The organism is Neisseria iguanae (assembly GCF_003013245.1).
GTDB lineage: Bacteria > Pseudomonadota > Gammaproteobacteria > Burkholderiales > Neisseriaceae > Neisseria > Neisseria iguanae.
Window position 1 is genome coordinate 1 of sequence record NZ_PXYY01000016.1, and the last position, 19190, is coordinate 19190.

Here is a 19190-nt window from a genome sequence, read left to right on the forward strand (position 1 = left end):
ACCCCGCCCATCAAACAACCGGCCAAGGCCGCATTGGAAGCCGAAACCGGACAATACCTCGAACAAAAGCAGTTGCAGCCCGGCCGGCGTAACGGCCACAGCAAAAAAACCGTCAAAACCGGTTCCGGCAGTTTCGAACCGCAAACCGTCAAGAAAAACCAAACCCGCCTTACTCGGCATGAGTGATCGCGACATCCAAAGCCATATTGCCGGCATCTGCGGTTTGGAAGCATCCGATGGCGCGGTTACCCGTATTGCCGGCCGGTTGATACCCGAACTACGCCAATGGCGGCAACGCCTGTTGGATGCGGTATATCCCTTCATCTGACCCGATGGCGTCCACTATAAAATCTAAAGACGAAGGCCGCTACGCCGGCAAAGCCGTTTACACCGTACCCGGTCTGAATTCGGACGGCTGTAAAAAACTGCCCGGTCTTTACCTGTCCGGAAGCGAAGGCGCATTCCCCAATGAAACCGGCCTGCTGAAGCTTTTATATGGCGGTATCGGTAAGGCTTCGGGGAAATGTACGATGCCGATTGCAAACCGGGGGCAGACGCTCCCGCAGTTGGCGGTTTGTTTTGACGGCCGGACGGCATTATCCGGTTGTAGAATTTAAGCTGACACAGAATTTTGAACGACCTCGAAATTGCCGGAATATTTGATGTTACAGCTCTTCCTAATATTAAATAATTTAGCAAACGAGAGATCAATTTTGCTGATTGAAAAATTTGCTACGATGCTGAACCACCATTGTGCATATAATAGTGATAATTTTATATCTAAAGCAAATGATGATGTAGTTAATCAATACTCCGAATATTTCTTTTGGGGCTTAGGAATCAAATCTAATCCAACAGCATATTCCGTGACATTTCCAACAAAATTGCATACAGGTTATCATGTCTGTGATTAAAGCGGAATCCCGTTTCTTTCAGGTGCCAATAAAATGTCCGTCCGGATACGCCGTTAAATTCAACCGGCCTGTTTTTTTTGCATAACCCCAATATGCCGAACCCCTCCGGCAAGCCCGTTATCTGCGTGACGGACACGGAAGTGTTTTTCACAGCCCATATCAACCAGAACCACGCCGGCCACCGGTATTGGTAACGCCTTTGATAGGGAGATGGCCCCGGATAACCTTTTGCAGCATGACTTTTGAAGCACCGGGTACGGTTCCGGTACGGACCTTGTCATCACGCTTCAATATGCCCAATACGGTGGTTTTTCCACCGGCTCCCCGAGCCCGTTTGCCACAGATGCGTCTGGCACCGGAATTCTGAAAACGGGGTTTGCTTCCCACATTCGTCAGCAAATACGGTGCCGCAGTTTGGGGAACGGGTTGTTGGCACTTCGGACACTGGCTGCCGTTAATCCGGCTGTGTCGGAAGCAGTCAAATCTAAGGCAGAAAGGTGTAATATTTGCCGGAATTTCTGCTCAGAAAGTTTACCGGACTTTGGGTACTTGTTTTTAATATAGATATCAGAAGCTTACCATAAAGTTTTATGAGTTTGCTTCTTAAACCCCTTCTATGCCTGAGGAGATTTTTGTTCTGAATAATCAAAATCTTATTCACTCAGCAAGGCAATATCTGCCACGGCATTCATCTGTTTGGCCAATTGGTTCAGCAAATTCAAGCGGTTTAGTTTGATGGCGGTATCGTCGGCCATCACCATCACGCCCCCGAAGAAGGCATCAACTTGCGGTTTGATGGCAGCCAATTCGGTTAAGGCCGTCTGAAAATCACCTTGGGCAACGGCGGCGGCGATTTTCGGCTGTAAATCGCGTGCAGCGGCAAACAAAGCTTTTTCTTCGTCTTGTTGCAACAGGCTTTCGTTAACCGCGTCCGGTTCGGCATCAGCTTTTTTCAACAAGTTCTGCACGCGCTTGTTGGCGGCGGCCAGCGCGGCGGCTTCAGGCAAGGCTTTGAACGCGGCCACGGCTTGGAGCTTGGCCGCTATATCGTTAAGACGGCTTGGATTTTTTGCCAATACGGCTGCCACGATGTCTTGCGGATAATCGTTTTGCAGCAAAACCGCCAAACGCGCTTGCATGAATTCAGTTACTTCAGACGGCGTGTTTGCATTGAGCAAGCCTTGCGGGAAGGCGGCAAAGGCCGTCTGAACCAGCTCGTTTAGGTCCAAATCGTTTTGCATCATAATACGTAAAATACCTAAGGCCGATCGGCGCAGGGCATAAGGGTCTTTGTCGCTGGTCGGAATCAGGCCGATGCCCCAAATGCCGACCAAAGTTTCCAGCTTGTCGGACAGTGCGGCGGCAGTGGCGACTTTGCCTTCCGGCAGTGCATCGCCTGCAAAACGCGGCTGGTAGTGTTGCTCGATAGCATTGGCGATTTCTTCGCTTTCACCGTCCAAACGCGCATAGTATTTGCCCATCGTGCCCTGCAGTTCGGGGAATTCGCCCACCATTTCGGTCACCAAATCTGCTTTCGACAAACGGGTAGTGCGTTCGGCTGCGGCGGCATCCGCCCCCAAGCTTTCGGCAATTTGGCGGCTGATGGCAGCCAGACGCTCAATCCGTTCGGCTTGGTTGCCGAGTTTGTTGTGGTACACCACTTGCGAGAGCTTCGGCAGTCGGCTTTCCAGTGTGGCTTTTTGGTCTTGCCGGTAGAAGAATTCGGCATCGGCCAAACGCGCGCGCAAGACACGCTCGTTGCCGGCAATAATGTGCGACGGATTGGTGGCTTCAAGGTTCGAAACCAGCAGGAAACGGTTTATCAGCTTGCCGCCGGTATCCAAAAGCGGGAAGTATTTTTGGTTTTGCTGCATGGTCAGAATCAGGCATTCTTGCGGTACAGTCAAGAAATGTTCTTCAAAACCGGCTTCCAACACCACCGGCCATTCGACCAATGCGGTGACTTCTTCCAATAAGCTGTTGTCCGCCGCTACCGTGGCATCCAGACGGCCTGCCTGTTCGTTTAGAGCCGTCTGAATCGCGGCTTTGCGTTCAGTAAAGGAAGCAATCACTTTGCCTTCGGCTTTCAGTTGCCGGGCATAGTTGTCGGCGTGTTGGATGGTGATCACGCCCTCTGAAAGGAAACGGTGGCCGAGAGTAGTGTTGCCGCTTTGCAAACCCAATACGCTTGCATCCACAATGTCGGCACCGTGCAGCACAATCAGGCCGTGTACCGGACGTACGAAAGTAAAGGTGCTGCTGCCCCAACGCATGACTTTCGGAATCGGCAGCTTTTTCACCGCCTGATTGATGATGTCGTCGAGCAGGGCAGACAAAGGCCGGCCGGTTTGGGTAAATTCATAGGCAAACACATCTTGCTTGCCGTCATGAATCACTTTCAAATCTTCAATCTTTGCCCCCGCGCTGCGTGCAAAACCTTCCAAAGCCTTGGTTGCCACACCGTCTTTCATACCGTTGGTCACGGCAGGGCCTTTTTTCACAATTTGCTGATCGGCTTGAACCGGTTTCACGTTTTTTACCTGTACGGCTAAGCGGCGCGGTGAGGCGTAGGCGGTAACGGCCGGCTCACTGTCAATCAGTTGTGCTTTGTTTAAGCCTGCAGCGACGGAAGCGGCAAAATGGTTGCTCAGATTATTCAGGGCTTTCGGCGGTAGCTCTTCGGTTAAGAGCTCGATTAATAGGGTTTGGGTCATTGCATGCTTTCAATAAATAATCGAATGGCGGCTCTTTAACGGGCCGTCTGAAAACGGGGTTTGCCAAGCAAAAACATGGGCTTGATTATACACAATTATGGGGGTGAAATTAAGCTAAAAAACGGCCGTCCGGTGCGATGGCTAGGAATATTGAAACGGGGTTTTCAGGTGGCCTGGTTTCGCATGATGCACCCGTAACAGGGAAATCTTCATGTTTCCGTGTTAATTTTGGCTGGTAATACATATTGCGAATGCTGTCTGTTTTCCATGTGGTCAATATATATTGAATCGCTTTTTTGAAACGGGCCTGTTTTTCAAGGTTGCCTTTATGCCCCCTCGGTTGACGGATTCGCGGCAGTTGGCTGCAAATGTCAGGTTCGACTGCGCCATATCGGGTATAAAACCGTGCTCACGCGGTTCGAATGGCGAAAGATGAAGGAAATCAGTTTAAAGTTTAAATTGGGATGGGTTTTGTTTTTGACCAAACAGGCAAAAATGGCGTGTTGGAATCTGACTGAATCAAACTGGTTCGAGTCTGTGTTTTTTATTTCGGTCATAACCCCACCAGGTTGGAATAAATCAAGGGGCTGAAGTAGATTAGCCGTCATGTCAGACGGCAAAAATAAAGATAACCAATTATAAATTAAAAAAGAATGTCCAAAGAAAACTTCTCCGGTTTTTCGTACCGGAAGCCACAGCCCGTGCAGCCGCTGATATTTATTGGGCTATGTTGTCCTACCGCAAAACCCGCCGGGTGACAGCCTGTCATTTGGCACAGGAAGCCGGCGGGGTTTTCAGAGGCCCCACCGGGCCGGACGGGGGTTGTTTCGGCGGTCGGCGTAAGGGCAAACGCGGACGCGCGGCAGCAGGGAAAGCGGCGGTATCCGGCATCTTAAAAGCGGCAGGGAAAGGTTGGTACCGCCGTTGCGGGGGATAACGGGAAGGATGCCTTATTTCCGGTTATCAAACAGCAAACAACACCTGACGGCATTGTTTATACCGGTAGTGACAGGGGCTGTGGCGTGCTTGATGCGGGGCAGGTTCGCGCATCAGCGCATCAACCGTTCACAGCTTTTTGCAGACCGTCAAAACCCTATCGGCGGCATTGGAAATTGTTGGAACCGGGCTAGGTACGTCTTGCGCAAATACAATGAGGTTGGCCGTAAATCTTGCCCGCTGTCCTTGAAAGAATGCGGGTTCCGCTTTAACTTTGGCGTACCGTCCGGGCAGCTTGAAATGCTGCGGCAATGGTGTGGTGTTTGGGGTTAATCTGCGTCGGCCCCTAAATCAATAATGGCATGCCTGATATAGTTGGGATGGATTTTGGCAGCAGCCTTCGTTGCTTGAAATATCCATAGGGCTCAAGTACTTGAATTTATGGGCTCGCAAAGCTTTTTAGTTGATTGGTTAGCGTGAGAACATTCATAATTATCCATTTTATATTTCCCGTGATCGGAAATGCAGAAGATTTGAAGCGTTAGGCTGCTGAAAATTATTTACTGGTTTTCGGCATATGCCGTAATGCTGCATAGAAACCTTGTTTCGCCAATAATTCCGTATGGCTGCCTTCTTCGATAATTTTGCCGTCGTCCATCACAACAATGCGGTCAGCCTGCTCGATTGTGCTTAAGCGGTGGGCGACGATAATGCTGGTGCGGCCGTGCATCAGATTTTCCAAGGCCTGTTGCACCAAGCGTTCGGATTCGTTGTCAAGTGCGCTGGTGGCTTCATCAAGCAATAGGATGGGCGCGTCTTTGAGAATGGCGCGGGCGATAGAGACGCGTTGGCGTTGGCCACCGGATAGTTGGCTGCCGTTGGCGCCGATAGGCTGGTGCAAGCCATGCGGTGAATTGCTGACCAAATCTTGCAGGTTGGCGGCGCATAGGGCTGCCATTACTTCTTCTTCGCAGGCGTCAGGGCGGCTGTAGCGCACGTTTTCCAATAGCGTGTCATCAAACAGGAATACGTCTTGCGATACCAGTGCGAACTGGCTGCGCAAATTGGCCAGTTGTACATCGGCAATATTGACGCCGTCGAGATAGATTACGCCCGCACTTGGCTCGACGAAGCGTGGTAGCAGATTCACGGCAGTGGTCTTGCCGCTTCCGGAACTGCCGACCAAAGCAACCCGTTCGCCGGGGCGGATACCGAGATTGAAATTGTTGAGTGCTTTCCGGCCTTCTTCGTGATAGCGTACATCGACATGGTCGAATTTCAGATGGCCTGTGATATTGGATAAGGTTTTTCTGCCAGTATCGTTTTCCGGGTCCTCGTCTAAAAAATGGCAGACATTGTCTGCGGCAAGAAACATAGTTTGCATGGGGATGCTGATGTTGGCCAAGCTTTTAATCGGGCCGAGCATTTGCAGCATGGCCACGATAAAGGCCATGAATTCGCCGATGGTGGTGTAGCCTTGCTGGCTTTGCCACAAGGCGATAAAAATTACCACAGCTAAGGCAAATGAAGAGATCAGTTCGCTAAAGGGTGAACGGGCGGCCGTGGCTTGGGTGATTTTTTTACCTAGGCGCACGATTGTGTGGTTGATGTCGGTAAAGCGGCCGGAGGCTTGTTTTTGTCCGCCAAACAGTTTGACTACACGGTGGCCTTGGTACACTTCGCTTACCACGTTGTTGAGTGTACCGATACTGAGTTGCGCACTGGCAATGATGCTTTTGAGACGGTTGCGGTAGTAGCGCGATAACAATGAAAGCAGCGGGAACATCAGCAATACCACCAAGCTCAGCTGCCAGTTAAGATACAGCAGGACACACACCAAGCCGATAACGATTAAGGTGTCGCGGGTGAGTGTGATGAAGACGTTGCTGGCGTTGCTGATGGATTGTTCGGCCATCTGAACCATGCTCATCAAGACCGTGCCAGATGGATTTTTTTGGTGGTAATCTGATGAAAGGGCGAGCATGTGTTGGAACATGTCATGGCGGATGTGGCTGACGGCCATGACGGATACCCAAGTCATCAGGTAGGTGCTGGCGAAGCGGCAGATGCCGCGAATTAATACGATGGCAATCAGAAACAGAGGAACAGTCCAAACCTTGTTTTCCGTACCCCAAATCATATGGTTGAACTGGTTTTTCCAGTTTTGTATGGTGGCGAAAAGGCCGCTGGCAGTATTTAATTCCGGCGGTGCACCGGGTGCGGCAAAACCTTGGTTGACCAACGGTGCGATAAAGGCTGCCAGATAGCTTTCGGTGGCCGCTACGCCGGCAATAGCCAGCAATGCCCAAATAATGCGCGTTTTGTAAGGCCGCACATAAGTGAGCAGACGCATGAAATTGTGCGTATCGGCTTTGGTAAAGAGACCGAAGGTGAGTTTTTCTATCATAGGGGAACTTTGATGGGCAGTATCGGGCAAAGCTTTACTGCCTAAAGTTTTCAGACGGCCTTTGTTGTGTTATGCAAGAGGCCGTCTGAAACGTTTACGCTGCTTTGTTTTTAATCAACGGAAAGCCCAGTTTTTCACGACTTTCAACGAATTTTTGTGCCACAATGCGCGAAAGGGCGCGGATGCGTCCGATGTAACTGGCGCGTTCGGTGACGGAAATCGCGCCGCATGCGTCGAGCAGGTTGAAGGTGTGGCCGGCTTTCAGTACCAATTCGTAAGCAGGTAGCGCCAGGCTGGTGTCGCCGATGTCGAGCAGGCGTTTGGCTTGGGCTTCGTAGTCGTTAAACTGGCGCAGCAGCCATTCGGCATCGCTGTATTCGAAATTGTAGGTAGATTGTTCCACTTCGTTTTGGTGGTACACATCGCCATAAGTTACGGCTTGACCGTCGGGAGTATGCGACCAAACTAAGTTGTACACGTTTTCCACGCCTTGCAGATACATAGCCAAGCGTTCGATGCCGTAGGTAATTTCCCCCAAGACTGGAGAGCAGTCGATGCCGCCGACTTGCTGGAAATAGGTAAACTGGGTCACTTCCATGCCGTTGAGCCATACTTCCCAGCCCAAGCCCCATGCCCCCAGGGTCGGGTTTTCCCAGTCGTCTTCCACGAAACGGATATCGTGCACTTTCGGGTCGATACCCAGTTCGCGCAATGAATCAAGATACAGATCTTGAATGTCGGCTGGGGCAGGTTTGAGGGCAACTTGGAATTGGTAATAGTGTTGAAGGCGATTGGGGTTGTTGCCGTAGCGGCCGTCTTTCGGGCGGCGGCTCGGTTGTACATAGGCGGCATACCAAGGCTCAGGACCGAGTGCGCGCAGGCAGGTGGCAGGGTGGCTGGTGCCGGCACCGACTTCCATGTCGAAAGGCTGGATTAAGGTACAGCCTTTATCGGCCCAGAAGGTTTGCAATTTGAAGATGATTTGTTGGAAAGTCAGCATGGATTTTGTTATTCAGATAATCGAAAAGCCTTATTTTACTGTTTTGATGGGCTTTTGAATAGTTTTGTCCGTCGCTCTCTGTGGATTTTTCAGACGGCCTTGCGCGATCATGGCGATTGTTTGGTACAACAGCACCCAAAGAAAGGGGAAGTAGCGTTACAAATACGGCTTTTAATGTTAATTCAACTCTTTTGATTTATCCATAGAGGAGTATAGAAGACTGTCGAAACGGAATCACTCCATCTAAATTAGGAGTGTCAATCTTATCTTGGTGGAAAGCCTTTTCCTCTGCTACTTGGCCAATCAGACGCGCAGGTCATGGATCATAGAGTATATTAATGTAGCTCACCCTTTTGGACTTCGTTGTACCTAGGTATAATAGCGGCTGAATTGGTTTTTAATGGTTTAATTTAAAAGAGGAAACAAAATATGTCGGATAATGACGAGCACAAAGAACAACGTCTGGGTTTATGGATTGCCGGTGGCGCGGCAGCTTTGGCGACGGTGGTCATCTTGCTCCTTTCTGTTTGGGGTTGGGAAACCGGCAAAATTGAAGGTTCGTCTCACTATAGAAGACAAACTGAAGTAACGGCGTATGATCATTCGGCTGCTGCGCATAACGCATCGCACAATCTTGCTGGTGACGCAGCAGCGGTGTTTGTCGAAAACGGTATTGTGAAATTCTACTTTGCTACCGGTAAGTCAGAGTTGGCTGCGGGTGCAGAAGAAGCATTGAAAGACGTCTTAGCCGGTGTGAAAGACGGACGGAAAGCAGTGGTATCCGGTTTTCACGATTCAACCGGTAATCAGGCCTTTAACGAACAATTGTCGAAAGACCGTGCCTTGACAGTAAAAAATGCACTGATGGGCTTTGGTGTGGCGGAAGAGCAAATTGAATTGCGCAAGCCGGCAGATACTGAAGGCGGCAACAATCCGGAAGCACGCCGTGTGGAAGTCGTCTTGGAATAAAACCGATTGTTTGAGGTGATTTTGAAATGCCGTTTGAAAAATTTCAGCCGGCATTTTTACTGGAATAATCTCAGAATTTGATGCTGCAAATCTTTTCTATACTAGCTATAGCTGATTAAATAGATTTCCTGCGAAGCTAAAGCAGTATTAAAGTATCAAGCATGAGTTACGTCAACAGTCTTAACTTAAGTTATATAAAATTCAAGCGGTTGGCAGGTGTCGCAGGGATGTTTTGACCATCATGGACATAATCTTACAAGCCGAATATGCAAAACCGCATAAGCATGGCGGTCGCAAGCCGAAATTATCCTATAGAAGACCTGTTTATGCGACTTTACGGATTGCCGCCAGTTTCGGTATCGGTGAAAGCAACCTTATCCGCCGTAGCCAACGGGCTGGGCAGGTGTTGGTTCAAAACAGTTTTCATCTTTACCACAAGGGAAGTTTAATAAAGAAAAACTGTTTTGTCCGATGCTACAGAAATCGAACTTTACCGTCCTAAAAAAACAGCAGTCAATCTATTCGGATAAGAAAAAATGCCATCCTGCCAAAGCACAAATTACAGCAACCGATAAAGTCGGGGTACTGTATATTGGTTGTACGGTTCGACAGATGTACGACTTCACCCTTTTCAAGTTGTGTGACGTCATTTGCTTGCAGCCAGTACTATTTGGGCAGACAGCGGTTATTAAGGCATGACCAAATGGTATGCCCATGCCTATGCTTTAATTCCTATCAAATCTAAAATCGAGCAAAAACTATTGTTTGGCAGATGAAGAACAAGCACATGACCGCAATCTTTCTTCAAAACGGATCAAGGTAGAAAATATTCTGGCAAAATTAAAGGCTTTTAAATTAAGCCTGTAAATATCGTCATCACCTGAAAAGATTAGGATTGCGTTTGAATCCGGTTGCCGGGATCGTTTGCCATGAAATGGCCGGTAGTTTCGCAGAAAGTCTAATGAAATCATGACGACATGGGGTAGGTCGGATTTTTGAATCCTGCACTTGCTTAAAAAGCAAGTAAACCGTTTCAATTCAGGATAAAGTTTGTCTTTGCGGGCAGGTCGGATACGGGATATCCGACCTGCCCGTGAGTTCTTTTTTAAGTGAAATCAGCTATAGCGCACTCAGTAGTTGCTTTAAATATTAGTCGATTCTCCGAAAGAATCTCAGGCCGTCTGAAAATATAAAAAAGCCTTATGCAATACATAAGGCCTTTAGATTTGGTGGGTGATGACGGAGTCGAACCGCCGACATTCTGCTTGTAAGGCAGACGCTCTACCAACTGAGCTAATCACCCGAAGCGACATTGGTTATTTCAATGTCTTGAAAGGTTTGGCGCGGCGGACGGGGCTCGAACCCGCGACCCCCGGCGTGACAGGCCGGTACTCTAACCAACTGAGCTACCACCGCGCAAGCAATTGTGTGTCACAATTGCAAGAAACTTGGTGGGTGATGACGGAGTCGAACCGCCGACATTCTGCTTGTAAGGCAGACGCTCTACCAACTGAGCTAATCACCCATTGACGAAAACTGCGAAGACGCTATTAAATCAAAAATCGATATCTTACGCAAGTTTTATTTTTACATAATTAAGATTCTCCCTGCAAACTCCAGTTTTCAAAAGAAATAATTTTGTCTTTCGAGCCGGCGACAATCAAGATGTCGCCAGAGGCCAATGTGAAATCCGGACTGAAATCTTCAATGCGGCTTGCGCTGCGGCGGACAAACAGTAATTTAATGCCTAGTGAGGCCAAAGGTAAGTCTTGGACAGGCCGGCTGATGGCGTGTGCTTCTCCGGTAAGTGCGAAAGCATGGCGGCAGATGTGTTTGTGCTCTTCGGAAAAAGCAGTTTCGTCATCGCTGCCGACGAACAAGTCTTTCAAGAACGCATAGCCGCTTCGGCGGATGCTCATGATGGTTTGATGTACATGGTTGTATGGTGAACCATTGGCTAACATGGCATAACTGGCCAAGGCCAAGCTGGTTTCTTTAGTATCAGATACGGCTTCTTCCGCGCCTATTTCGGTAAGGCTTTTGACATAATCATCATCAATCGCACGTGCATAAATCGGCATGGTCGGGTGCAGGGAAATAATGTTGTTGACCACGTGTTTGGCTTCGGTCATATTGTTGAGTGTCAGTACCACCATTTTAGCGCGTCCCAATCCGGCTGCCTCCAATACTTCGCGCCTTTTTGCATCTCCGAACGCGACCGGCTCGCCTGCGCTTCGGGCAACTTGGATACGCTCGACATCCAGATCGAGGGCGAAGTAAGGGATATTTTCCTGTGCCAAAATACGGCCGACGGTTTGGCCGCCGCGGCCGAAACCGATAATCAGCACATGATCGGATTTGCTCATGGTTTCGACCAGCATGTTGTGTAAATCAAGTGCTTTCATGTCCCAATTGGATTTGACAAAACGGTTGGTGATTTTATCGCTGCTATCCAATAAGAACGGGGCAATAATCATTGACAACAATACGGCAGCGGTTGCTGCCTGCTCCAATTCGGGAGAAACCATGTTGATTTTGCTTGAAATCGTCAGCATTACAAAACCGAACTCGCCGCCTTGTGCCAGATAGAGTGCGGCTTTCATGCTGTCGCCGACAGGGTGCTGCATGCGGAAGGCAATCAGGAAGACAATTATTGCTTTCAGTAAAACCAACATCACCAGCAAGATCAAAATCATTTGCCAGTTGTTAATCAACGCTTGGATGTTCAGCTTCATGCCGACGGTGATGAAGAAAAAACCGAGCAGAATGTCGCGGAAAGGGCGGATGTCGTCTTCCACTTGGAAGCGGTATTCGGTTTCAGACAGCAGCATGCCGGCCACAAACGCACCTAAAGCCAACGATAATCCTTCCAGTTCGGTAAGGTGGGCCACACCGAGTGTCACGAGCAAAACGTTGATCATAAACAATTCAGACGATTTGCGCTTAGCCACCATGCGAAACCACGGAGACATAATCTTGTTACCGACAAAGAACAATACGCCGAGCGTCACCATCATTTTCAAGCCTGCCCAACCCAGCTCTGCCCACAAATTGCCTTTGCTGCCGCCTGCCAGTGCCGGAATCAGAATCATTAACGGTACGACTGCAATATCCTGCATCAGCAATACGCCCATCGACATTTGGCCATAGGGTTGGCCTAATTCGGTTTTTTCCGACAAAATGCGGCTTACAATCGCGGTAGACGACATCGCTAACGCGCCGCTGACGGCAAACGCCCAGTTAAAAGGTGTGCCTATCACAGCATCAAAATCCCCATAATCGCCAATATGCTGATGACGACCTGCAAACCGCCCAAGCCGAACACCAGTTTTTTCATTGCTTTGAGTTTGGGTAAAGAAAATTCCAAACCGATACTGAACATTAAAAACACAATACCGATTTCGCCCAGATAATCCGTGGCATGGCTTTTCGGAATCAGGCTGAACATGCCCGGACCGGCGATAAAACCGACCAAAAGGTAACCAAGCATGGAAGGAATATTGAATTTGCGGCAATAAATGACAGTGATGACCGAGACAAGCAGGACGATGACGACATGTGCAAGGGAAAACTCATGCATAAAAGGCGGCTTTTTTATCAATAGGCAGAAAGAATCGGGCAAGGCCGGCTGAAAAGATATCGGTGGAGGACGGCGGCGATTCATGCAGCCGGCGAAATGTCAATTTCGTATATCAAATAAACGTTAAAATTCATGGTTTTCTTGACAAAAGGCCGTCTGAAAAGGTGTCAATGGGAAATCGGGGATTGCGAACACACTGTTCAAACGGCATGGGATTTTAAAAGCAGGAAACTTAAGGCATCAACATGCCTCCGTTGACATGCAGCGTTTGGCCGGTGATGTATTTGGCTTGGTCGGATGCCAAGAACAATACTGCATCGGCAATGTCTTGTGCTTCACCGAATTTTCCCAGTGAAGTTTGCGCTTCGAACATTTTACGGGTTTCTTCCGGCAGGACGCGAGTCATATCGGTGTCGATAAAACCCGGTGCCACGCAGTTGACAGTCACATTGCGGCTGCCGATTTCGCGCGCCATTGACTTGGCAAAACCGATTAAGCCTGCTTTGGCAGCGGCATAGTTGGTCTGACCGGTATTGCCCATCACGCCGACCACGGAAGTGATGTTGATGATGCGGCCGCTGCGTTGCTTCATCATGCCGCGCAACACGGCTTTAGACGCGCGAAATACAGATTTGAGATTGACTTGCATAATCTCATCCCATTCTTCTTCTTTCATTCGCATTAATAAGTTATCGCGCGTAATGCCCGCATTGTTGACTAAAATATCCAGCTTGCCGAAGTCTTTTTCAATTTCGGCAATCAGCGTTTCAATGGTTTCCGGTTTGGCAGAATCCAGCACACGGCCTTGTCCGCCCCATTGTGCCAAACGCTCGCCAATGGCCGCCGCGCCGCTGTTGCTGGTGGCTGTGCCGATAACCGTCGCACCGGCCGCGGCTAAGGTATCGGCAATTGCCGCACCGATGCCGCGCGATGCGCCGGTCACTAAGGCGATTTTGCCGTTTAAATCTTGATTGCTCATCTATAATCCTTTCGTTGCGTAAAATGAAGTTCCAGACGGCCTTATACCACAAATAGGCTTTTTAATCTAATTTTGATGTGGGAAGACAGTAAAATAAAGAGGAATGTAAAGTACCAAGCCACCTTAAATCATTGAAATATTATACAGATGACTTGATGTATATTTATTTACACCGAGACCAGCATTTTTTTTTAAAGCTTGGATGTGGGTGGATAGAGTAGGATCGTAATTTAGTGCGGAACGCGGGTCGGTTATTTTATGATTGCCCTGTCGTTTACGCTCGTGTGCTTGGGTAACGGCGGCGGAAAGCGAAATCGGATTATTGCGTTGGAAAAGCAAACCGGCCTGTTTATTCATGACTTCAGTGCAGGCGATGTTGTCGGCAAATACGACCGGCGTGCCGCACAAAACGGATTCTATACCCACCAAGCCGAAAGGTTCGTATAGAGAGGCCATGATGGTGAAATCGGCAGCACAGTATAAATCAGACATATTTTTGCAAAAGCCTAATTCGGTCACGTTTTTCATCGGGTGCGGCAAAGGAGAGCCGGCTACGGCCAAGCGCACGGGTAAATCGGTTTGCTCGAAAAAGGTGGCTAAAACATCCAGCCTTTTGCGTTTATGGCCGGTGGAAGGAAACACAAAAACGGTTTCGTCATCGCTAAAACCAAATTGATGACGCAGTTCGGTCGCTCTTTCGGGCTGTGGGAAATAACGTTGGGTATCGGCAGGCGGATACACTACGCGGATTTTTTCAGACGGCACGTTGTAATATTCGGTCAGTTTATGAGCCATCATTGCTGAATGCGCCATGATGCTTTTTGCTGTGGCATAGTTGGTTTGGTTGCGGCGGACAGTGAGCTTGTCTAACAGACTGGCGCGTTGGCCCATGTGTTTGAGATAACCTAAATGCGTGCCGCCGCACACAAAAATCTCGGCATGGTCGCTGGGGTTGCAGGCGATGAGTTTGCCTTGGATGTTTTGTTTGGTAAGTTGATGGGTAAAGAAAAACGGGCGTAATTTTTTCGGTATCCGTTTTTGATTGATATGTACTACATCCGCCATCGTGTATTCAACTGAGGTAATGTCAATTTGTGCGGCATAAATGGTAGGGCGGGTGTTTTCTGCATTTAGTCCCTGAACTAAGTCGAAGGTATAGCTTTCCATCCCGCCGCCTTTTCTAAAGCAGTTGATGGCAATATTTATGGGAGGCATGTTGATTTCAAAATTTCTAGTCAATTAAATTTTTAATATTAGGGTGTTCAGATGGCAACGGGTGGATTATGTAGTGTCGATTTCATCATGGCAGTAGCAATACGTCCGTTGTTTCCGCTTTTTATTGGTCTCATGAAGAAACATGAACAACATAGCTAATTGTTTTATTATTCAGCAGTATTTCTGAATCGTTTGGACGCTCGCTAACTCGCTAATAAGGATATTTTTTCGTAATCATAGAATCATGACGTATACTTCTTCTAAATGGTTTGCAGTGTCAGCAGAAATAAAGAATTTTTCATTTTAAAACCGAGTTTTTTTATATGGCAATACATATTTTTTCTCTTGATGCCGTTTGGGTCTTGTCAGAAGATGAATAAAATAGTTCCTTAATATCTATTTAGGGTGATTGGCTAAGTTGCCCGACAGATTTCAAACTTATAAAAACTTATCACATGATTTTTCAAGATTATTTTATTCCGTATTCTTGGCAGATTTTTTCCCAGCGCTTGTTTTTAAAAGTTTGATAAAACCATTTCCGTAATGGTTGATTATAATATTTAATTTTTTTCGCTTTATGTTTGTCTAAGGCTTCAATCATTCTGTGAGCATAAATGCCGTTGAGCTTATAAAATTCATAATGTTTGTTATAAATTTTCATAAAATTATCAGATTGTTTTGTTTCGCTGGCAGTATCACATACGGAAGACTCGTCTTCACGTTGGCGGTAGTAAAATAAAGGCTCATCAATGAATTGGATTTTTCCACCATTCTTAATAATCGAAATAAACAATTCCCAATCTTCATAATGATTTAAAGAAATATCAAATTCGCCAACAGCATCAAATGCTGATTTTTTTATAAGAGCGGAAACATACATCCCATGATTCAATAGTAACTGCTCAGTTGTAATCTGTTTCAGCTGTCCGACTTTATTTTTTTTGCCGAATAAATAAATATTGCTATATACCACAGCAATATCAGAAGTATTTTCTGCAATGTTGACTGTTTTTTCCAGATAAGTTTTATCCAATTTATCATCTGAATCCAAACATACTAAATATTTGCCTTTGGCATGTTGAATTGCATTCATACGTGCTTTAACCACATATGTATTCTCTTGCGCAATTACTTTTAAACGGGGTTCGTTAGCTGCATACTCATACAGGATTTCTAATGTGTTATCACTTGATCCGTCATCAATGGCGAGGATTTCAAAGTTTTGATATGTTTGGCTGTATACGCTTTCCAATGTTTCACGAATATAGGCAGCGGTGTTGTGGCAGGGAATAATAATTGAAACTAAAGGCTGTTTGTCATTTTTTACTCGATATGTAAAATGCGTTTTATCCAATTGCTAAATGCATACTGTCTTGATATTTCTGACGGTATTGGCTGATACGGGTGTTGTAAAAAATCTTCCAGGCCGTTTGAATGATTTGCTGACCAGATAAAGAATGATTTGCTGACCAGATAAAAATATTATCAGGATGGTAAAAATCGTATTTTTTTACTTCGGCATTGGTGGTGATTAATTTTTTTTTCATGCCCAATGCTTCAAAAGTGCGGAACGATAAGCCTTGGTGGGTTGTTGTGACAAAATCCACTATGGCTCTACAGTGATAAATTTTATTGAGATTTTCTTCAAAGCTCAATACGGTATTGCGGTCGAGATACTGAATACCATTGTTTCCGAACGTATTTTTAGCTCGATCATCTTTACTGTAAATGTAAAAATCCAGTGGTAAGTTTAGGTGATGTGCTTGAGTAATAAATGCTTGTGTGTCGCTTTCTCTTGTTGGGTCATACCCACCAAGGAAATATAGCCCGTGAGTTTGCCGGCTATAACTTTCAGGTATTGGAAAATCAAAATAGAAATTCGAGGCTGGCTGAAAATGATGTTGGGGGTAATGTTGGGTGTCTTGTTGATCAAATACAAAAAAGTGATCGAAATATTCGAGGTATTGCAAGATATCCGGAAAGCGGTTAATACCATCCCACTGATAATTGACGCAAAGCGTGCTATGTTCGCGTATTTGGGTAATGAAAGATTTTGGGTAAATATTGGCACGGATACATAAGGCGTATTCGGCTTTACGGCCGTCTAATGCGGCAAGTTTGCTTTGGAAATCCTGCTGATAGCGTGAGAATTTCAGGCGTTTTTTATAATAACTATCGTGGGTAATCGTTTTGTGGTAGAGCGCGCAGGCGCGACTGAACAGGTTGGGATAGTAGGAATCCCGGTCATCATAGCAAAGATTGATAACATTATAGCCCAAATAGCGCAGATTTTTTTCGATACACAGGTCGAGACCGTACATATAAGGTACAGCTAAAAGAACGGTAGGCTGGCGTATTGGTTGATGTAAAGACATGGCATTAAGTAGAAGTAGGCTTTCAGACGGCCTTTTGTAGTAAAAACCTTCTGAAAGTCAGGTTAGGAATATACTTTTAAAGTAAATTAATGCGCTTCAATAAAAGCCTTCACACTATCGGTAGAAACTAATGCGCTGCACACGGCTTCTTTATTGATGCGTTTGACTAAACCGGCCAATACTTTGCCAGGGCCGCATTCGGCGGATTCGGTGACGCCTTCGTTACACAAGGTATTGACGGTTTCCGTCCAGCGGACAGGGCTGTAGAGTTGGCGCACCAGCGCATCTTTGATGGTTTTAGGATTATCGTAAGCGGCAACATCGGCGTTGTGGATAACGCGGATTTCCGGTTGTTTGATTTCAAATTCTTTCAAAGCACTGGCCAGTTTTTCAGCGGCGGGTTTCATCAGGCTGCAATGTGACGGTACGGATACCGGCAGCAGTAGGGCGCGTTTGGCACCGGCTTCTTTGGCGGCAGTCATCGCACGTTCCACAGCGGTTGCATTGCCGGCAATCACGACTTGGCCGGGCGAGTTGAAGTTGACAGCTTCGACTACTTCGCTTTGTCCGGCGGCCGCACAAATCTCTTTGACCTGCCCGTCGGTCAAACCTAGGATGGCGGACATGGCGCCAACCCCTTGCGGTACGGCCGATTGCATTAATTCTGCACGCAGACGAACCAATTTTACGGCAGCCGCAAAGTCCAGTGCCCCGGCAATGACCAATGCGGTGTATTCGCCCAAGCTATGGCCGGCAGCCACGTCCGGCATTGTGCCGCCGGCTTCCAAATAGGCGCGGTAAGTGGAGACTCCTGCGGCCAGCATGATGGGTTGTGTATTAACGGTTTGTCCGATCAGCTCGGTATCTTTGCCATTAATCATCGCCCACAGGTCTTGCCCCAATGCTTCAGAGGCTTCGTCAAAAGTTGCTTTAACGATGGCTTGTTCGTTAAAGCCGTTCATCATTCCTAAACTTTGCGAGCCTTGCCCGGGGAAGAAAAATGCGAAAGACATGATATTCCTTTAATTTTTTAATAATGGGAGAGGAGGATTATCTGTGTAATGTATCAGCAGGGCATAGGTTATGGCAATATTTATTGCCACGGTCAGTCAAAAAATGCGGATAAAACAGGTTTTGCTGGTTTTGTGTTTGTAAACGGCACAGGAAATCAATGCGCCCGGCCAACCGCCCAGCCTATCGAGAATATGCAGATTTTTTCCAGAATCCTGCCTTGATATTCTTGGCTTTTCTTTTTGGAATTTTGGGTGATTTGTTTGTCAAATTTATACATCAGGTAGGGCACTGCACTGATGGCAATATACAGGCTGGCCAATATTTTAGAAGCAGATGGGACTAAAACGGTAAAGGTGGCTGAAATCAGGCTATTGATTAAAAATTTTGACATATTGGCGGTGGAAAGTCTTGGGCGGATATAGTCTGAAGAAAAATCATCAAATAGAAATGCTTTATCGCCGTGTAAAACCACTTTTTCCGCTTTCTGTTGCGCTTTTTTACAGTAGAAGCTCACCTTTTTGCCGATTTTCAGGCGTGTGGTGTCACAATGGAATGTACTGATGTGGAAGAAAACGGTTTGTGCATCATTGCCATAGCGGATAAAGCCGTAACCTTTGATATCGTCCCACGAGGTAATTTCGACGCTACCGGTAAAGCCATTAAAGTTTCCGGTTCTGGTACTTTGTAAGGTTTGTACATGCTTTCCACAGTACGCGGCTGCTCGGTTGGTAAGGAAACAGTTGCCGTTGTGCGGATGGCCGGATTCGGTTAGGGCAGTCTGAAACAGCGGTTCTGCTTCGGTTTCAGGTAAAAAGGCTGCATCTGCCATCATCCATTGGCTGTTTGTGTGTTGGAATAATGTACCTTCGAATTGATCGCCAATTTTTGGCACACGGCTTTGATCAGTCATAAATTGGCTTGGGATAAAATCGGCACAGAATTGTCTTCTGTTTTACCGAATCCGCCGTTTTGCATACAATGGTGGTGGTTTTTTGCTTGGCAGGGATTGTGTGTTCGGCGAGGGTGATGTTTCGCGCAAAAATTTGTTTTGACTGTTGTCAATACTGAAGCATACGCGGTTACCTGT

General features: G+C 47.1%; 14 protein-coding genes, 3 tRNA genes and 4 pseudogenes. 6 read left to right on the plus strand and 15 right to left on the minus strand.

What is annotated here, in order from left to right; translation table 11 throughout:
• The 4 genes and pseudogenes from C7N83_RS15735 to C7N83_RS14185 all read left to right on the plus strand — a co-directional run.
• Positions 1-186, plus strand: a pseudogene (locus C7N83_RS15735) (IS256 family transposase); the annotation flags it as partial.
• Complete coding sequence (locus C7N83_RS15740; RefSeq protein WP_106740856.1) at positions 179-328, plus strand: transposase; 150 nt, start codon at positions 179-181, stop codon at positions 326-328. The pseudogene C7N83_RS15735 and the gene C7N83_RS15740, both read left to right, overlap by 8 nt.
• Before the next feature lie 4 nt (positions 329-332).
• A complete protein-coding gene (locus C7N83_RS04175) occupies positions 333-617 on the plus strand; it encodes a hypothetical protein (protein ID WP_106740858.1) in 285 nt (94 codons plus the stop codon).
• A gap of 45 nt (positions 618-662) precedes the next feature.
• On the plus strand, positions 663-914 hold the full coding sequence (locus tag C7N83_RS14185) for a hypothetical protein (protein ID WP_146135092.1): 252 nt from the start codon (positions 663-665) through the stop codon (positions 912-914).
• Here the strand turns inward: C7N83_RS14185 and C7N83_RS04180 are convergent.
• Together C7N83_RS04180 and glyS are read right to left on the minus strand one after the other, a co-directional pair.
• Positions 847-1480: pseudogene (locus C7N83_RS04180) on the minus strand (IS1595 family transposase). The gene C7N83_RS14185 and the pseudogene C7N83_RS04180 sit on opposite strands and share 68 nt — an antisense overlap.
• 87 nt (positions 1481-1567) lie before the next feature.
• Positions 1568-3628 (minus strand): glycine--tRNA ligase subunit beta, encoded by a 2061-nt coding sequence (gene glyS, locus C7N83_RS04185; RefSeq protein WP_106740860.1) that lies wholly within the window; start codon positions 3626-3628, stop codon positions 1568-1570.
• A gap of 622 nt (positions 3629-4250) precedes the next feature.
• Between glyS and C7N83_RS04190 the strand changes: the two are divergent.
• Positions 4251-4897 (plus strand): annotated as a pseudogene (locus C7N83_RS04190) (IS1595 family transposase).
• Between the two features lie 223 nt (positions 4898-5120).
• Here C7N83_RS04190 and msbA read toward each other — a convergent pair.
• Both msbA and glyQ read right to left on the minus strand, forming a co-directional pair.
• Positions 5121-6971 (minus strand): lipid A export permease/ATP-binding protein MsbA, encoded by a 1851-nt coding sequence (gene msbA, locus C7N83_RS04195; protein ID WP_106740861.1) that lies wholly within the window; start codon positions 6969-6971, stop codon positions 5121-5123.
• Between the two features lie 94 nt (positions 6972-7065).
• Positions 7066-7971 (minus strand): glycine--tRNA ligase subunit alpha, encoded by a 906-nt coding sequence (gene glyQ, locus C7N83_RS04200; protein WP_106740863.1) that lies wholly within the window; start codon positions 7969-7971, stop codon positions 7066-7068.
• Between the two features lie 429 nt (positions 7972-8400).
• Here glyQ and C7N83_RS04205 point away from each other — a divergent pair, with 429 nt between their 5' ends.
• On the plus strand, positions 8401-8940 hold the full coding sequence (locus tag C7N83_RS04205; protein WP_106740865.1) for an OmpA family protein: 540 nt from the start codon (positions 8401-8403) through the stop codon (positions 8938-8940).
• 1227 nt (positions 8941-10167) lie between these two features.
• Here C7N83_RS04205 and C7N83_RS04215 read toward each other — a convergent pair.
• The 11 genes and pseudogenes from C7N83_RS04215 to C7N83_RS04265 form a co-directional block, all read right to left on the minus strand.
• Positions 10168-10243, minus strand: a tRNA-Val gene (locus C7N83_RS04215).
• A gap of 36 nt (positions 10244-10279) precedes the next feature.
• Positions 10280-10356 (minus strand) — tRNA-Asp (locus tag C7N83_RS04220).
• 33 nt (positions 10357-10389) lie between these two features.
• Positions 10390-10465 (minus strand) — tRNA-Val (locus C7N83_RS04225).
• A gap of 70 nt (positions 10466-10535) precedes the next feature.
• Positions 10536-12520: pseudogene (locus tag C7N83_RS04230) on the minus strand (cation:proton antiporter domain-containing protein).
• A gap of 232 nt (positions 12521-12752) precedes the next feature.
• Positions 12753-13499, minus strand: coding sequence for a 3-oxoacyl-ACP reductase FabG (gene fabG, locus C7N83_RS04235; protein ID WP_106740868.1), 747 nt, complete (start codon positions 13497-13499; stop codon positions 12753-12755).
• A gap of 123 nt (positions 13500-13622) precedes the next feature.
• Positions 13623-14666: a glycosyltransferase family 4 protein gene (locus C7N83_RS04240; protein WP_245911121.1), complete on the minus strand. Its 1044-nt coding sequence runs from the start codon at positions 14664-14666 to the stop codon at positions 13623-13625.
• A gap of 517 nt (positions 14667-15183) precedes the next feature.
• Complete coding sequence (locus C7N83_RS04245) at positions 15184-16068, minus strand: glycosyltransferase family 2 protein (protein WP_106740871.1); 885 nt, start codon at positions 16066-16068, stop codon at positions 15184-15186.
• Positions 16061-17089, minus strand: coding sequence for a WaaS/CpsH family glycosyltransferase (locus C7N83_RS04250; RefSeq protein WP_245911122.1), 1029 nt, complete (start codon positions 17087-17089; stop codon positions 16061-16063). The genes C7N83_RS04245 and C7N83_RS04250 overlap by 8 nt, the downstream gene beginning before the upstream one ends.
• Before the next feature lie 86 nt (positions 17090-17175).
• On the minus strand, positions 17176-18102 hold the full coding sequence (fabD, locus tag C7N83_RS04255) for an ACP S-malonyltransferase (protein WP_106740873.1): 927 nt from the start codon (positions 18100-18102) through the stop codon (positions 17176-17178).
• 96 nt (positions 18103-18198) lie between these two features.
• Complete coding sequence (locus C7N83_RS16920; RefSeq protein WP_425437491.1) at positions 18199-18300, minus strand: DUF1294 domain-containing protein; 102 nt, start codon at positions 18298-18300, stop codon at positions 18199-18201.
• Positions 18258-19013, minus strand: coding sequence for a cold shock domain-containing protein (locus tag C7N83_RS04265; protein WP_106740874.1), 756 nt, complete (start codon positions 19011-19013; stop codon positions 18258-18260). Before C7N83_RS04265 ends, C7N83_RS16920 begins: the two co-directional genes overlap by 43 nt.
• Between the last annotated feature and the right edge of the window lie 177 nt (positions 19014-19190).

Coding starts and splice junctions, on each gene's coding strand:
- C7N83_RS15740 (WP_106740856.1), top strand. CDS start 179: ATGAGTGATCGCGACATCCAAAGCCATATTGCCGGCATCTGCGGTTTG.
- C7N83_RS04175 (WP_106740858.1), top strand. CDS start 333: ATGGCGTCCACTATAAAATCTAAAGACGAAGGCCGCTACGCCGGCAAA.
- C7N83_RS14185 (WP_146135092.1), top strand. CDS start 663: ATGTTACAGCTCTTCCTAATATTAAATAATTTAGCAAACGAGAGATCA.
- glyS (WP_106740860.1), bottom strand. CDS start 3,628: ATGACCCAAACCCTATTAATCGAGCTCTTAACCGAAGAGCTACCGCCG.
- msbA (WP_106740861.1), bottom strand. CDS start 6,971: ATGATAGAAAAACTCACCTTCGGTCTCTTTACCAAAGCCGATACGCAC.
- glyQ (WP_106740863.1), bottom strand. CDS start 7,971: ATGCTGACTTTCCAACAAATCATCTTCAAATTGCAAACCTTCTGGGCC.
- C7N83_RS04205 (WP_106740865.1), top strand. CDS start 8,401: ATGTCGGATAATGACGAGCACAAAGAACAACGTCTGGGTTTATGGATT.
- fabG (WP_106740868.1), bottom strand. CDS start 13,499: ATGAGCAATCAAGATTTAAACGGCAAAATCGCCTTAGTGACCGGCGCA.
- C7N83_RS04240 (WP_245911121.1), bottom strand. CDS start 14,666: ATGGAAAGCTATACCTTCGACTTAGTTCAGGGACTAAATGCAGAAAAC.
- C7N83_RS04250 (WP_245911122.1), bottom strand. CDS start 17,089: ATGTCTTTACATCAACCAATACGCCAGCCTACCGTTCTTTTAGCTGTA.
- fabD (WP_106740873.1), bottom strand. CDS start 18,102: ATGTCTTTCGCATTTTTCTTCCCCGGGCAAGGCTCGCAAAGTTTAGGA.
- C7N83_RS04265 (WP_106740874.1), bottom strand. CDS start 19,013: ATGACTGATCAAAGCCGTGTGCCAAAAATTGGCGATCAATTCGAAGGT.